The sequence below is a fragment of the Paenibacillus sp. 01T442 genome, assembly GCF_056398345.1.
On record NZ_JBFTPF010000031.1, the window covers coordinates 24520 to 39632 of the forward strand.

A 15113-nucleotide genomic window follows, 5' to 3' on the forward strand; every position below is an offset into this window, starting at 1 on the left:
GACCCCCGTTTTCTCTCTTTTACTTACTAGTCACACGCACAGCCAACCTTCGTCACATCAACGATTTCCGTCGGATAGCTGTTATCGAAACAAGCTGTACAATATCCGCTTTCTTTGCCTGCGGAACCTTGACCGATTGAATCCAACAAGCCATCCTTCGTCAGAAAATGAAGCGAATCCGCGTTGATCGCCTTGCGAATCTCTTCGATCGAATTCATCGCCGCGATAAGCTCTTTGCGGTCCGGTGTATCAATTCCGTAGTAACAAGGGTTCATAAAAGGCGGCGAAGAAATCCGCACATGAACTTCCGTTGCTCCTGCTTCACGAAGCAGGTTGACGATGCGTAAGGACGTTGTCCCACGAACGATGGAGTCATCGATCATGACGACACGCTTGCCTTCGACCACCTTGCGAACGGCGCTCAGCTTCATTTTGACACCTTGCTCACGAAGCTCTTGGCTTGGAATGATGAACGTACGGCCTGTGTAGCGGTTCTTGATCAGACCCAGCTCATAAGGAATCCCCGTTTGTTCCGCAAAACCAATGGCAGCTGAAATACTTGAATCCGGCACGCCAGTAACAATATCCGCATCCACGAAAGCTTCCATCGCTAGTCGTTTACCCATCCGTTTACGAGCGGAGTGAATATTGACTGTGTCAATGTCGCTGTCTGGACGAGCGAAGTAAATGTACTCCATCGCACAAATTGCACGCTTGCCGCTCTCTGCAAAACGTTCCGAACGGAAGCCATCACGATCAATCACAATGATCTCGCCAGGCTGTACATCACGGAAATAGGTTGCTCCAACCGCATCAAATGCACATGTTTCCGACGCGAACAAATAGGAATCACCAAGACGACCGATCATGAACGGACGTAAGCCGTTCGGATCAAGCGCAGCAATCAATTTATCTTTCGTAATAATAAGGAAGGCAAAGCCGCCGATGACTTGATTCATTGCATCTTTCACAGCATCAACGATATCATCATGCTCCGAGCGAGCAATCAGATGCGCCATAACCTCAGTATCACTTGTTGTTTGGAAAATGGAACCCTTCCGCTCCAGCTCACGCTTGATAATGTTGGCATTATCAAGGTTTCCGTTCGTCGCAATCGCTAGATCGCCCTCGCGGTATTTGAACACGAGCGGTTGCGCATTCGCCAGTTTGCTTTCACCTGCTGTTGAATAGCGAACATGCGCGATAGCTGTAGAACCTGTAAGTGGATGCAAATTATCATTTGTAAAAACTTCCTTTGCAAGTCCCATCCCACGGTAATAGTTGAATTTGCCTTCATCGACTGTACAGATGCCCGCACTTTCCTGTCCACGATGCTGAAGGGCGTGCAGCCCATAATAGCATAGGGAGGAAGCGTCGGGATGACCGTACACCCCGAACACCCCGCACTCTTCATTCAGCTTGTCGAACAATCCGCCTTGGCCGCCAATACCTTCGTTGTAATAGTCGCCTGTCCAAAGCTCATGCTGCCCATTCTCAAGTTGTTCAAATGGTGCTACAGGAAGCTTTAGGGCCTTGGATTGTTTCACGCCATTAGACATGGAATCGCATCCTTCCAGACTTTCGCCAGCTCGTTTACAGGAGACTGGAGACGCTGTTCGTCATTGATTTTCACAGTGAGGTAAGAACCTGTTACTTTTCCGATTTCTTGATATGGTACACCTTGAGAAGCGATCCAATGCTTAAGCGCATCGGCTTTTTCTGGTGTAGCGCTAAGTACGATACGAGATTGTGTTTCACTGAACAATGCGAAATCTGGACGAAGATCCGACGCTACATTAACCTCTGCGCCGATATTCCCGCTGATACAGCTTTCTGCTAGTGCTACAGCCAAGCCGCCTTCAGACAAGTCATGTGCGGATGCAACTAGACCTTCTTGAATCGCTTTGAGTACTGCGTTTTGCAGGCGTTTCTCAGTAGCCAAGTCCAACTCAGGAGGACGGCCTTCTGTTACACCGTGAATCACATATTGGAATTCGCTGCCGCCGAGCTCAGCTTTCGTCTCGCCTAGCAGGATAATGATGTCGCCTTCGTTTTTGAAGTTTTGTGTCGTGATGTGGTCGATGTCATGAACAAGACCAACCATTCCGATAACCGGAGTTGGGTAGATTGCGCCTTTGGAGTTCTCGTTGTAAAGCGAGACGTTACCGCCGATAACCGGCGTATCCAAGAAGCGGCAAGCTTCTGCCATACCATCCGTGGATTTCTCCAACTGCCAGAAGATTTCCGGCTTGTCAGGGGAACCAAAGTTCAGGTTGTCCGTCACAGCAAGCGGCTCAGCACCGGAACAAACTACGTTACGTGCTGCTTCGGAAACCGCGATACGTCCGCCCACTTCTGGATCCAGGTACACGTAGCGTCCGTTACAATCCGTTGTCATCGCAAGACCTTTGCGCGTGCCGCGGATTGTTACTACTGCTGCGTCTGAACCTGGACGCACAGCTGTTTCTGTACGAACCATGTAGTCATACTGGTTATAAACCCACTCTTTGCTCGCTACCGTCGGGGACGCGAGTACGGATTTCAGCGCTTCCGTCAACTTCGTTACCTCTGGGTAACGTGTTGTATCGATCGCTGCGCTTGCTTCGTAATAAGCCGGCACTTTGCTTGGCTTATTGTAAACCGGGCACTCGTCAACGAGTGCGCCAACAGGCATGTTCGCCACGACTTCACCGTGGTGGATTAGCTTCAAGAAACCGTCGTCAGTAACCTTACCGACTTTCGCGCAGTGCAAGCCCCAACGTTCGAAGATGCCTTTCGCTTGCGCTTCATCCTTCGGCTCAACAACGAATAGCATACGCTCTTGGGACTCCGACAACATCATTTCATATGCTGTCATGCCTTCTTCGCGTTGTGGAACTTCATCCAGGTACAGCTCCATGCCGTTACCTGCTTTACTTGCCATCTCAGCGCTGGAACAAGTTAGTCCCGCTGCGCCCATATCTTGAATTCCAAGCACGATGCCGGAATCGATTAACTCTAAGCAAGCTTCTAGAACTAGCTTTTCCATGAACGGATCGCCAACTTGTACCGCTGGGCGCTTCGCTTCGGATTCAGCTGTTAATTCCTCGGATGCGAATGTCGCACCGTGGATACCATCGCGGCCTGTTGCTGGGCCGACGTAGAAGACTGGGTTGCCTACACCTTTGGCAACACCGCGTTGGATCATGTCGTGGTCGATGAGGCCCACGCACATTGCATTAACGAGCGGGTTCCCCTCGTAGCTCTCGTCAAACATCACTTCGCCGCCAACTGTCGGGATCCCGATACAGTTACCGTAGCCAGCGATACCGGAGACAACGTGCTCGAACAAGTACTTCACGCGATCATTTTCCAATTTACCGAAACGCAAGGAGTTAAGTAGAGCAACTGGGCGTGCGCCCATGGAGAAAATATCACGAATAATACCGCCCACACCTGTCGCCGCGCCTTGGTAAGGCTCGATTGCGGAAGGGTGGTTATGACTTTCAATTTTGAAAACAACCGCTTGGTTGTCCCCGATATCTACAATCCCTGCACCTTCGCCAGGTCCCATAAGAACGCGAGGTCCTGTCACTGGGAATTTGCGAAGAACAGGTTTGGAATTTTTGTAAGAACAATGCTCGGACCACATTACGCTGAATACGCCGATTTCTACATAGTTCGGAGTACGTCCAAGGAAACCACAAATCTTAGCAAACTCCTCGTCGGTTACACCCATTTGCTTGTAAATCTTCTGTTCCGCGATTTGTTCCGGAGATGGTTCCTTAGCGGATAGCTGCTGCGTCATGTTTTTCCCTCCAAGCACTTAGAATAGATGTGAACATTTTCTTACCGTCTGCGGAGCCTAGAATCTCATGAATGGCACGCTCTGGATGGGGCATCATACCCACTACGTTCCCTGCTTTGTTGCTGATTCCAGCGATATCATCAAGTGATCCGTTCGGGTTGTTGCCCGCTTCATAACGGAACACGATTTGGTTGTTTTCTTGCAATTCTTTGAGTGTAGCATCGTCACAGTAGTAGTTGCCTTCACCGTGTGCGATTGGAATGTTGATTAATTCACCTTCAGCATAATCACGTGTGAACGCCGTTGTGTTGTTCTCAACTTTCAGAACCGCTTGGTGACAGCGGAATTTCATGCCGTTATTGCGCAGTAACGCGCCTGGCAGCAAACGAGCTTCCGTCAACACTTGGAATCCGTTACAAATACCTAGAATATATTTGCCTTCTTCCGCAGCCTTCACGACAGCTTTCATTACGTTCGTAAACTGAGCAATCGCTCCACAACGCAGGTAATCCCCGTAAGAGAATCCGCCTGGTACTAGGATACAATCGTATTTGGACAAGTCGCCGTCCGTATGCCATACATAGTCAACAGGTTGACCAATCGTGTCTTCAATCGCTTTGTACAAGTCGATATCGCAATTCGATCCCGGGAACACAAGAACCGCAAAATTCATGGTTTTTCCTCCTAAAAGTTTTACTCTAGTAAAACTATCTTCGTAAGCGTGGGCTAGGTTTTGCTTTTGATTAACTTGTGTCTATTAAACCAATTCGTAGCGGTAGTCTTCGATAACTGTGTTTGCTAGCAACTTCTCGCACATTGCTTTAACGCGTGTTTCTGCTTCAGCTCTGTCTGTTGTACCAAGCTCAAGCTCCAAATATTTACCGATGCGCACTTTGCCAACTTCTTCGAAGCCCATGGAGTGAAGCGCTCCTTGTACTGCCGTTCCTTGCACGTCCAATACGTTCTGTTTGATCGTTACATATACTGTTGCTTTCATCGTGAAATCGCTCCTCAGCGTTATTTTAGTCAACCAAGCGGTGCAAAATTTCTTTATATCGGTTCGAAGTCTCTTCCACAACAGGGGCTGGAAGCTCGTCCGGTTCACTGTTTTTATCCCAACCTGATCCCGCTAAATACGTGCGAACAGGCTCTTTGTCCATGGAATCGATCTCGATATCCAAGGCATATTTCTCTTGTGACCAATAACGGGAAGAATCCGGTGTAAAGATCTCATCAATAATAATAAGTTCACCTGCATAAAAACCGAATTCAAACTTCGTATCAGCCAAAATAATGCCTTTTTGCTCGCACATGCTATGCGCCAGTGTGTACAGCATGATGCTGCGCTCTTGCAAGGCATACGTCAACTCTTCGCCAACAAGTTCGATCATTTGTTCAATGGAAATGTCCTCATCGTGACCTACATCATTTTTCGCCGCAGGTGTGAAAATCGGATCGTTCAAACGCTCGTTCTTGCGCAAGCCTTCAGGCAATTTGCGGCCATTGATTTCGCCAGTACTTGCGTACTGTCTCCAGCCATTCCCCGTAATGTAGCCACGTACCACGCACTCGATGGAGATGCGCTCTGCCTTTTTCGCCACGATAATACGCTCTTTCAAAAGCTCACGATCCGCAGCACTTGGAATAATCGCATGAAGCTTCTCAACATCCGTGTGAATGATGTGATTGTTCATATATCCGCTAGTAATGCCGAACCAGTACTTGCTCAAAGCATTGAGCACATACCCCTTATCTGGAACGCCAGGCTTCAAGATGTAATCAAAAGCCGAAATCCGATCCGTTACTACGATCAAAAAGCTATCGCCAAGATCATACAACTCACGTACTTTGCCTTTGTGCACCAGAGGTGCATTAATCATTTCCTCGGCTGTATCTACGATCACGCTTGCGTTTGCCACGAATTCCACACCCTTTCCCCTTCACAATCTATCTATTCGTTCACTATCTTTTAGTTCAAACCAAGACGATCAAAGATCGTGCTTACATGTTTCAAATGCCAGCTCGGATCGAAGCAATCTGCGATTTCTTCTGGGCTTAATACTTCTGTGATCACCGATGCATTCTCAACGATTTCGCGGAAGGAGCGTTGCTCTTCCCATGCTTGCATCGCTCTCGGCTGTACCGTATCGTACGCTTGCTCACGAGCAAAGCCTTTGTCGATCAGTTTCGTCATTACGCGGCCGGAGAAAGGAACATCGTACGTGCTGCGCATGTTGCGTTTCATGTTCTCTGGGAACACCGTTAGGTTCTTGATGATGTTGCCAAGACGGTTCAACATGTAGTTCAACAATTGCGTCGCATCTGGCAAAATAATACGTTCAACAGAGGAGTGCGAAATGTCGCGCTCATGCCAAAGTGTTACGTTCTCGTAAGCGGACACCATGTGTCCACGAATGACACGGGATAGACCGGAAATGCTCTCGCAACCGATTGGGTTACGTTTGTGCGGCATTGCGGAGGAACCTTTTTGACCTTTAGCAAACGGCTCTTCAACTTCGCGGAACTCACTCTTCTGAAGTGCACGAATTTCCGTAGCGAATTTGTCTAGGGATGTTGCTACCAATGCTAATGTAGCCATGTATTCAGCGTGACGGTCACGTTGCAATGTTTGTGTGGAGATTGGAGCTGCTTTCGTACCTAACTTGCCGCAAACATATTCTTCAACGAAAGGATCGATGTTCGCGTACGTGCCAACTGCTCCTGAGATTTTACCGAATTGCACGCCATCAGCGGCAAAGCGGAAACGCTCCAGATTACGCTTCATTTCCTCGTACCATAGCGCCATTTTCAAACCAAACGTCGTTGGCTCTGCGTGAACACCATGCGTTCTGCCCATCATCGCTGTATCTCTATGTTCGATCGCTTTATTGCGAAGGATTTCGATGAAGTTCTGGATGTCTTTGTCCAAAATTTCGTTCGCTTGGCGCAGCAAGTAACCAAGTGCTGTATCCACAACGTCTGTGGACGTTAAGCCGTAGTGAACCCATTTGCGCTCAGGCCCTAATGTCTCGGAAACCGCTCTTGTGAAGGCAATCACGTCATGGCGCGTCTCTTGCTCGATTTCATAAATACGATCGATGTTGAAGCTTGCTTTCTCGCGCAATACCTTAACATCTTCTTTCGGAATGACACCTAGTTCTGACCAAGCTTCGCAAGAAAGAATTTCAACTTCCAGCCAAGCGTTAAATTTATTTTCTTCTGTCCAAATGCGTGCCATTTCGGGGCGTGTATAACGTTCAATCATTTTCCGTTCCTCCAATGAGTTTCATTTACTTACTTTTCCAAATGCCTGTCTGTTCTATCCAAGTCAAAGCTTTCTCAACATCGTCTGTTAAAAGGTTGATATGACCCATCTTGCGTTTCTCTTTCGCTTCCTTCTTGCCGTACAAATGAAGCTTGGCAGAGACGCCTAGTTGTTCATTCTCCAAGAAGCCTGGCTCAGCAAGCTGATCAAGTAGGGGAGCTATGTGCTCACCGAGCAAATTGACCATGACCACTGGTGTTATTAATTCCGTTGAACCAAGAGGCAAGTTGCAAATCGCGCGTACGTGCTGCTCGAACTGCGAGGTCCGGCAAGCTTCCATCGTGTAATGCCCGGAATTATGCGGGCGCGGCGCAAGCTCATTAACATAGAGCCCACCATCCTTGGTTAGGAATAACTCAACCGCGATGAGCCCGATGACACCGAGCGACTCTGCGATGCGAATCGCGAGTTCTTCGGCTGCCTTCTGCACGGGCACAGGAATACGTGCCGGCACGATGGATTCGTGCAGAATATTATGTACATGTATATTTTCAGCAGCAGGAAATGCCTTTACCTCGCCGCGTGGACTTCTAGCTGCAATAACGGATAATTCCTTGTCAAAATGAATGAATTGTTCGAGAACCAGCTCGGTTTTGGCGCGGCTTAACGTTTCATAAGCTTCGGCGACTTCATCTAAAGAGCGAAGCACCCACTGCCCTTTGCCGTCATAACCGCCGGTAGCGGTTTTGAGGACGCATGGCGTACCGAAGCGCTCGGCTGCTTCCCGCAGCTCCGCCTCGCTCGTGATCTCCACATAAGGCGCTACTGGAACGCCTGCCGATTCAATCGCTCTTTTTTCGCGAAGACGGTGCTGGGTCGTGTATAAAAGATGACTGCCTTGTGGAACATAGGACTCTTCCATCAAGATGTTGGTGACGTGTGCGTCAACGTTTTCGAATTCGTACGTGATCACGTCCGATCGTGCGGCAAGCCTTCTAGCTGCCTCCACGTCGTCGAAATTCGCTTGAATCTGATCCGCGACTTGGCCGCAAGGCGCGTCCTCTGTCGGATCAAGCGTTACGAAGCGATACCCCATGTTGCGTCCGGCTAGTGTAAGCATGCGTCCTAATTGCCCGCCGCCAAGGATGCCGATTGTGCCTCCTGGCTGGATGACCTTACCGCTGGAAGTGTCACTCATAGGTTGTCACTGCTTTCTAGCACCGTTTGCGTGATACGCGCGCGGCGTGCTTTCACTCTCGCTTGGATCTCTGGATCAAAAGCGCCCAGAATCTGCGCAGCGAGCAAGCCTGCATTCGTTGCACCAGCATGGCCGATAGCCACTGTAGCAACTGGAATGCCGCCTGGCATTTGCACAATAGAGAGCAATGAGTCCATACCATTCAACGTGGACGTTTTGACTGGAACACCAATAACCGGAAGCTCAGTTTTGGCTGCTACCATTCCTGGTAAATGCGCCGCACCGCCTGCTCCGGCAATAATGACTTGTAGCCCACGTTCGATAGCCGATGCTGCATATTCGAACATCAGATCCGGCGTTCTATGCGCGGAGACAACCTTCTTCTCATACGCCACACCTAGTTCGTCCAACATATCACAAGCATGCTTCATCGTTTCCCAATCCGACTGGCTTCCCATAATTACACCAACACGTACCGTCGTCATCTTAAACCCACTTTCGTCACCTTTATAATAAAAAATGCCCAGAGCTAGAATTCACGATTCTATACGCTGGACAGCAAAAGAACCGAATGCAAAAAGACCATCATTTCCTATGGTTCCCCTCATTCGCTTCCTCGTAGTCCAAAAATTCATGGTTTTTGGGTAGATACTTCCAGGCCTTATCCCTGATTTTATACGAGTTGATTCGACATTTTCAATTAGTGCGGCTTCATTTCCCGCTTTCCTAGTTTACTACCAACTAACGTGCCATGTCAATTTGAAAAAACGAACGATTTTCTCATATTTCTTTTAAATAGTTCGCTTTTAAGGCACATTTTCTAGCTATTACCTGTTCGTGAGGAAAGATGAGTTTCTCAACATCGGTATATGAGATCTCCGTTATTCTTTCATTTCAAAATCACTTATATGACGAACATACATATTTTTCGACATGACTTCATTCTTATGTAAAAACAACAAACGCACTGACATACAGCTGTCAGTGCGTTTGGTTATAATGATAATCAGAGGTGACTAGAAATTTATGATCATAGATAAAATCGTGAAAGTACACACAAGACAAGACTGGCGAAATTGGCTAAGTGATCATCACAACACGGAAGATTATTGTTGGTTAGTTCCTACAGGGCGACATTCCGAAAGTTACTTAGATGCTGTTGAAGAAGCCTTATGTTTCGGCTGGATTGATAGCACCATTAAAAAAATAGATGACACACAAACAGCGCACCGATATTCGCCAAGGAAAAAGAAGAGTAACTGGACAGAGCTCAACAAGGAACGCGTCAGAAGGTTAGATAAATTAGGCCTCATGACAGATGCAGGATATCGTGTATTACCAGATATGAACACCGCATCTTTCACCATACATGAAGATATCTTAGCGCAATTACGTCAGGACGATGTGCTATATCGCCATTTTCAATCCTTGCCAGAGCTCTATGTTAGAGTCAAAATCGACAATATTCAGTCTGTACGCCACGATGAAACGTTGTATCAGAATCGATTAACCAAGTTTATTGAACAGACCCGTTTGAATACCTTATATGGACAATGGCATGATAACGGCCGACTGATTGCGTACTAAATCCATACGGGAATTCACTTACGAGCAAATAGCCGCTTCATATCGTAAAGAAGTTCCGCCAACCGTCAACTCATTCACTAATCCCAGCAGTTTAAAAACGTGCAGAGTGCTGTTGACTGTCATTGCATTCAGATGCGGATACTCACCGACCATTGCCTCGCATATGTCTTTCACCGCCACGTAACTTTCCTGCGCATATAGATACGTTAGTAACGCTTGCCGCTGCGGGGTTAACGTGATATTCCTTGCCCGCATCCGCTGTAAAGCTTGATTCAGATCATGTTTGACCATTAGGGTAACCTCCTCTTTCATTGGTGGGGACTATGGCTTACTTTTCAAATGCTGTAATTAACTCGAAGAATCCACATCTACTATTTATAATTATTATAATATAATATTAATTATAATTTTATTGATAATGATTGTCAACAACGTCAAGATCAACATTCCATCAATCACATTATTCGGCGCAGGCGTACAGCTATCGAGTATGAAAAATGCAAAAGTGCAACCTTTATTGGCGAAGTCATCTGCCCTAATGAAATAAGTGCAAAAGTGCAACTATTTCGACCTCCCTCCTCATTTCGGTCAATATTCGGCCCAAAAGGTTGCCTTTTCGCATCAATTTACCATTTTATAGCCCATTCCCCCGAAAATAAGTGTACTTTTGCATCTTTGAGCATCTATTTCAGGGTTACAGTCGGAGGTGAGCGGTGGAACGGGGATTTCGGACGCACTAAGCGTGTTTTTCATCACTACAGTGCGGTAAGGTCGGCTTGGCGCACTCTTTTCCACGCTGTAAGCGTGTTTTCATCACTACAGTGCGGTAAGGTCGGCTTGGCACACTCTTTTCCACGCTGTAAGCGTGTTTTCATCACTACTGCGCATGAGGTCGGCAGAGCGCCGCACTCTTTCCACACTGTAAGCGTGTTTTTCATCGATGCTTCGCCCCTCTGCACGCTTACAAAGAAAAACCGCCAGGAGATATCCTCCAGACGGCCACAAGCTTTATTCACCTATTCGCGTTGGATCCCATCCATCGTCACCTGCAAGAACTTGCCGAGCTGTCAGCTCCCCTGCCTCACTTGCCGTCAACTCCTGTGCCCACTCCGCGCGCCCGCGAGTTACGGCTCCAGGGCCTACGCTCCCAAACTCTATGTACCTTACTTCATCTATTGGTTCCTGTTCATTCCATCGATCCCAGCCCGCAGCCTTTATATGCGGCCCTACCCAGCAATCGACGAACGCCGCCTTCGCATAATTCCGCCACGGCCTCCCTAGACCAACAGACTGCTCAGGCGCATCACCCGTTAGCTTACACCTCAGAAATACATAGCCATATGGAACCTCCTCTGGGGTAGAGGCAGCTGTGATCCAGCCGCGTCCCAAGGAGACAACCTCACACTCCTGAAACACAGCTGTCGCCGAGCCAAAGATAAAATCAACATCCCCCTCCACATAGCAGCGTTCGTAATACTGCCTCACCGGACGTTTCGGCGCATCTTCCCTTGGACCGCCAAAGGTGCCTCGATCTCGCGGTTTCGGTGGCAACGGCCCTGTGAACAGCGTGTCCTGATGCCCGAGGAATCGGCAATCGCGAAAGACAACGCAGTCCCCATCGACATAGGCAGCCAAGGCTTGCCCCACGATGTCCCCGCTCCCCGCTGTATTCTCGAAGGTGATCCCCTCCACCGTAATATGATCCCCGCCTATGTAAGCCGTGTAAGAATGAAACGTGTGATAAGGTTCTCCGCTTGGAAATACCTTTTTCGCATAATCATCATAAGAGATAACGGTCGTTTCCGCTCCTTCGCCAACCAGCGTTATCCAAGGCTTATCAATATATAACTTCTCTTTATAAACACCACTTTTGATATGGATGGTTGTCGGCTCTCTTCTCCCTGCGGGAATACGATCAACTGCCTCTTGTATGCAAATGAAGTCGCCGCTCCCATCTGCTGCAACGGTAACTGTAATCATCGTCTTTCACMCTTTCTACTAGCGCGGTAAGCATCAAATTGACGTTGAATTTCCGATATAACATGATTCATGCCAGCATCTTTTAATTTGGCTCTGAAGCTAGCCATTGTAGGTGTCCAGTCCACTTTCGCATCATACAGAATCGGTAAATACTCCGTAATGATGACATTCAGCTGGGCAATCTCCGATTTAATTGGCGCCAGATCAGGCACAAAGCCGAGCGTTGGGGACGCGATCGCTTCCTTATCCCAGTCCCGCAGCTCTTTGCTATAGGCAGGTGAGATATAGGTACTAAACCGAGCAAACCGAATATCATTCCAGGTCCAGCTGATCGGGTTATACTGATGCTCGGGCGCGATCCCGTCATAAACGATGGCCTCGTCCTTCAGAATGTAATTCACATCCTTGATCCCATACGTGAAGAGATCGTAGTTCTCCTGGCTGCTTCTCAGCCAATTGAGGAAAGCAACAGACTCATTCACATGCTGACTTGTCGAAAATACCGAAAGAATATTATCAGCACCGGTATATAAATACTTCGGCTTCTCTGGATGCAAATACACATTCTCCAGCTCTCCCGCTGGAAGCATGGCTTTGAACGCATCAATGCGCTCAGTTTGCTTCATAACAACGCTCCATGTTGCCGCCACTTTACCTGAGTTAAAAGCAAGCTCTGGATCTGGATACTTCGAGGTGTCCGACGGCCCATAGGGAATGTAACCCTTCTTTTGCCATTCATGCATCTTATCCATGATATGAAAGAAAAAATCTGACTCATAGGTATCTCTGACCTTCAGCTGTGGATCCGCCGGATCAATATACACAGGAGCATTCAAGTAACCTCCCGCAAAAAAAGCGACATCCCCATATTCTCGAAGCAAGAAACGGCCTGTATCGTAAAAATAGGGCGTAATCGTCGGTTCTTTTTGATGAATCGTCTCCAAGTACGTATCCATATCGGCCACCGTCTTAATTTCCGGTAAACCGTATTTTTTTCTCAGATCGCCTCTAATCTGCACGAAGCTCTGAAACTCAGCAATCGGCATCACACGAGGAATCCCATAGATATGTCCGTTAATCGTTACGCCTTGAAAAGCGTAATCCGGTGTACTCGCAACAATTGCTTGACCATAATCGCGAAGCGCATCATCCAAGGGCGCTAGTACTTTCTTCGAAACTAAATCTGCGATATTCGAATACGCCGATAAAGCAATATCATAAGGCTCCCCGCTTGCCGCATTTAGCCACAGCTTATTCCAGTACTGATCATACGGAATATACGTAAATTCGAGCTTGATCGGCAAGCCATCCTTGGCAAGCTTGTTCTCAACGGCTTGGATAACTTCATCTTGGGCGGCTGGCTTCTCCAAAGGAAATAAGAGATGTAAGGTGGTTGGCGCTAGGCCTTGCCCCGCCTTGTTCGTGTGTGACGTTGTTGGTGTCAGACCAGAATCTCCTCCCTTGCAAACTATCATGAGCACAACAATCGACGTACAAATCACGATGAACAGCAGCATATAGGTGGATCTTTTCATCCTGAAACCGCCCTTTTGGATTCGTCGCCGCAAATGGATAAACACAGCAGCCATTTCCGCGGCTGCTGTGTTGGTTACCCGAACGACAAATCGTTATTTATTTCTTACTGGCTGCGAGATAACGGTCATATTGCGCTTGTCTGCCTTTAATAACATCCTCAACACCCATACTTTTCAACGACTTGATATAGCTATCGAATTTATCCAGGCTTTCCTTGCCGGTAATAAACTTAATATTCATTTCATTCACGTACGTCGTGATATCCGGCATCACCGTATTCTCTTTGTCAGCCTCAGCTTTCAGGGCGTATACGAATGGGAACGGTGCTTTGATATATTTCTCCATCTCTTTATCAATCTTAGCATGCCACGGTGCTACCAGTACATCCGTTGCATCGACGGATTGCTCAATCGGCAAATTCGTTGGATTGATACCGAATTTCTGAATGAAATCATTATCTTTACCTTTCTCCGTAAATTGCTTTTTACCGTCAACCACATCATACGTTTGTCCTTTCAGTCCCCACACATACATCTCTTTGGATTCTTCACTGCTCGCATAATCCAAAAATTTGAACGCCAGCTCAGGATCCTTGGCATTCTTGGAAACGCCGAATATACCTGTAATCGGGTTCCGTCCAATATAGAATTGATCACCATGCGGCCCTTTGAATGGGGCGATCCCTTTAATTAACGGCTTTGAAGGATCGTAATCCTTGAACAGCTTACTATATACCATCGAGGTATACCAACTAAAGTTAAACGTAGCGCCTGTTATGTTTTGCGAGAATTTCGAAGTAATCTGATCCGCGGTGACGCTGGCGAAATCCGACTCTAACAATCCCTCTTTGTACAAACTATTTAAGTAGGTTAAATATTCCTTATAGTTCGGTTCGTAGTACGAATAATGCACCTTGCCGTCCTTGTCTGCATAGAAGTTATTGGCTAAATCCAAGCCGAATACCGGTCCAAAGGCATTCGCTAGTTGATTAGGCGCTACCGAGAATGGGATTTCATCCTGCTTGCCATTGCCATTCGGGTCATTCGCTTTGAACTTACGAAGCATATCCGTGAATTCATCCAGCGTCTTTGGATCCTGTAATCCCAGCTTATCTAACCATCTCTGGTTAACCATAAAAGTTGGCATATAGTTCTTCGTTACAGCCAGCTGCGGCAGATAGTAAATCTTCCCGTCTGGCGTCGTTAAGCTTGCTTTCAGCGCAGGGTATTTCTCGAACAACTTCTTGATGTTTACGCCATATTTATCGATATAATCGTTCAGAGGTTTGAACAAGCCGCCTTGAATGTTTTTCATCGTCTGATCCTGATCCAGCTGATAGATCACATCGGGGAGATCAGCCCCAGCCGCAAGTCGCGGGCTAATCGCATCTTGATAGGTCGATGGTGGAAGCAGTTCCCAATTGACCGTAATACCTGCCCGTTTACTCAACTCTTGGACGATCGGAGCTTGGTTTAAATCAACATTGTTCGTCCATGCGTTCGTGGCTAAAATTTTGAGCGATCCCGCTTTATCGGTGATTGGCCCTGTGCCTGTGTAATTGAAGCCCGCTGGCGCTGCCGCAGCACTCGCATCTGGTTTTACCGTCGCCGCTCCTGAACTAGCCGTAGGTTCTGAGCTCCCTTCACTTGTACAACCTGCAGCTACCATCGCGAATAAAGCCGTAATCAGAGACAGACTTGCTGTTGTTTTGAGTGTTTTTTTCATATACGAAACCCTCCCTCAATGTATAAAGCCCACTT

13 protein-coding genes and 1 riboswitch are annotated in these 15113 nt (G+C 47.5%); of the genes, 1 reads left to right on the forward strand and 12 read right to left on the reverse strand.

Translation table 11 applies throughout. The features are described 5' to 3' along the window. Positions 1 to 26: 26 nt before the first annotated feature. The 8 genes from purF to purE all read right to left on the reverse strand — a co-directional run bounded on the left by purF (position 27) and on the right by purE (position 8735). Positions 27 to 1559 carry an amidophosphoribosyltransferase gene (gene purF / locus AC1DLM_RS21065; RefSeq protein WP_477571078.1) on the reverse strand — a complete coding sequence of 511 codons (1533 nt, stop codon included), beginning with the start codon at positions 1557 to 1559 and terminating at the stop codon, positions 27 to 29. Continuing rightward, positions 1544 to 3787, reverse strand: coding sequence for a phosphoribosylformylglycinamidine synthase subunit PurL (gene purL, locus AC1DLM_RS21070; protein WP_441990458.1), 2244 nt, complete (start codon positions 3785 to 3787; stop codon positions 1544 to 1546). Before purL ends, purF begins: the two co-directional genes overlap by 16 nt. Beyond that, positions 3765 to 4460, reverse strand: a complete 696-nt coding sequence (gene purQ / locus AC1DLM_RS21075; RefSeq protein ID WP_056612769.1) for a phosphoribosylformylglycinamidine synthase subunit PurQ — start codon at positions 4458 to 4460, stop codon at positions 3765 to 3767. The genes purL and purQ overlap by 23 nt, the downstream gene beginning before the upstream one ends. Before the next feature lie 84 nt (positions 4461 to 4544). Further along, positions 4545 to 4784: a phosphoribosylformylglycinamidine synthase subunit PurS gene (purS, locus tag AC1DLM_RS21080; protein ID WP_065850552.1), complete on the reverse strand. Its 240-nt coding sequence runs from the start codon at positions 4782 to 4784 to the stop codon at positions 4545 to 4547. A gap of 25 nt (positions 4785 to 4809) precedes the next feature. After that, positions 4810 to 5691 carry a phosphoribosylaminoimidazolesuccinocarboxamide synthase gene (locus AC1DLM_RS21085; protein WP_477571105.1) on the reverse strand — a complete coding sequence of 294 codons (882 nt, stop codon included), beginning with the start codon at positions 5689 to 5691 and terminating at the stop codon, positions 4810 to 4812. A 65-nt stretch (positions 5692 to 5756) separates the two neighbouring features. Continuing rightward, the gene (purB, locus tag AC1DLM_RS21090; RefSeq protein WP_056612767.1) at positions 5757 to 7052 is read right to left on the reverse strand and encodes an adenylosuccinate lyase; all 1296 of its coding nucleotides are present in this window, start codon (positions 7050 to 7052) and stop codon (positions 5757 to 5759) included. Positions 7053 to 7077: 25 nt separating this feature from the next. Beyond that, a complete protein-coding gene (gene purK, locus AC1DLM_RS21095) occupies positions 7078 to 8250 on the reverse strand; it encodes a 5-(carboxyamino)imidazole ribonucleotide synthase (protein WP_477571079.1) in 1173 nt (390 codons plus the stop codon). Beyond that, positions 8247 to 8735, reverse strand: a complete 489-nt coding sequence (gene purE, locus AC1DLM_RS21100) for a 5-(carboxyamino)imidazole ribonucleotide mutase (RefSeq protein WP_171637560.1) — start codon at positions 8733 to 8735, stop codon at positions 8247 to 8249. The genes purK and purE overlap by 4 nt, the downstream gene beginning before the upstream one ends. 114 nt (positions 8736 to 8849) lie before the next feature. Next, positions 8850 to 8951, reverse strand: a riboswitch (purine riboswitch). A 325-nt stretch (positions 8952 to 9276) separates the two neighbouring features. On the opposite strand from purE, the gene AC1DLM_RS21105 reads away from it, so the two are divergent. Further along, positions 9277 to 9837: a YdeI/OmpD-associated family protein gene (locus tag AC1DLM_RS21105; RefSeq protein WP_477571080.1), complete on the forward strand. Its 561-nt coding sequence runs from the start codon at positions 9277 to 9279 to the stop codon at positions 9835 to 9837. Positions 9838 to 9855: 18 nt separating this feature from the next. On the opposite strand, the gene AC1DLM_RS21110 is transcribed toward AC1DLM_RS21105, so the two are convergent. The 4 genes from AC1DLM_RS21110 to AC1DLM_RS21125 form a co-directional block, all read right to left on the reverse strand. Continuing rightward, entirely contained in the window at positions 9856 to 10128 is a 273-nt protein-coding gene (locus tag AC1DLM_RS21110; RefSeq protein WP_441990463.1) for a Fur family transcriptional regulator, read from the reverse strand. A 717-nt stretch (positions 10129 to 10845) separates the two neighbouring features. Then, complete coding sequence (locus tag AC1DLM_RS21115; RefSeq protein WP_477571081.1) at positions 10846 to 11817, reverse strand: pectinesterase family protein; 972 nt, start codon at positions 11815 to 11817, stop codon at positions 10846 to 10848. Beyond that, positions 11814 to 13352 carry an ABC transporter substrate-binding protein gene (locus AC1DLM_RS21120; RefSeq protein ID WP_477571082.1) on the reverse strand — a complete coding sequence of 513 codons (1539 nt, stop codon included), beginning with the start codon at positions 13350 to 13352 and terminating at the stop codon, positions 11814 to 11816. The genes AC1DLM_RS21115 and AC1DLM_RS21120 overlap by 4 nt, the downstream gene beginning before the upstream one ends. Positions 13353 to 13449: 97 nt before the next feature. After that, positions 13450 to 15078, reverse strand: a complete 1629-nt coding sequence (locus tag AC1DLM_RS21125; protein WP_477571083.1) for an extracellular solute-binding protein — start codon at positions 15076 to 15078, stop codon at positions 13450 to 13452. Between the last annotated feature and the right edge of the window lie 35 nt (positions 15079 to 15113).

Bases quoted from the DNA above. Each gene is read 5' to 3' on its own strand.
- purK (WP_477571079.1), bottom strand. From the start codon at position 8,250: ATGAGTGACACTTCCAGCGGTAAGGTCATCCAGCCAGGAGGCACAATC.
- AC1DLM_RS21110 (WP_441990463.1), bottom strand. From the start codon at position 10,128: ATGGTCAAACATGATCTGAATCAAGCTTTACAGCGGATGCGGGCAAGG.
- purB (WP_056612767.1), bottom strand. From the start codon at position 7,052: ATGATTGAACGTTATACACGCCCCGAAATGGCACGCATTTGGACAGAA.
- AC1DLM_RS21105 (WP_477571080.1), top strand. From the start codon at position 9,277: ATGATCATAGATAAAATCGTGAAAGTACACACAAGACAAGACTGGCGA.
- purF (WP_477571078.1), bottom strand. From the start codon at position 1,559: ATGTCTAATGGCGTGAAACAATCCAAGGCCCTAAAGCTTCCTGTAGCA.
- purQ (WP_056612769.1), bottom strand. From the start codon at position 4,460: ATGAATTTTGCGGTTCTTGTGTTCCCGGGATCGAATTGCGATATCGAC.
- purL (WP_441990458.1), bottom strand. From the start codon at position 3,787: ATGACGCAGCAGCTATCCGCTAAGGAACCATCTCCGGAACAAATCGCG.
- AC1DLM_RS21125 (WP_477571083.1), bottom strand. From the start codon at position 15,078: ATGAAAAAAACACTCAAAACAACAGCAAGTCTGTCTCTGATTACGGCT.
- purS (WP_065850552.1), bottom strand. From the start codon at position 4,784: ATGAAAGCAACAGTATATGTAACGATCAAACAGAACGTATTGGACGTG.
- AC1DLM_RS21115 (WP_477571081.1), bottom strand. From the start codon at position 11,817: ATGATTACAGTTACCGTTGCAGCAGATGGGAGCGGCGACTTCATTTGC.
- purE (WP_171637560.1), bottom strand. From the start codon at position 8,735: ATGACGACGGTACGTGTTGGTGTAATTATGGGAAGCCAGTCGGATTGG.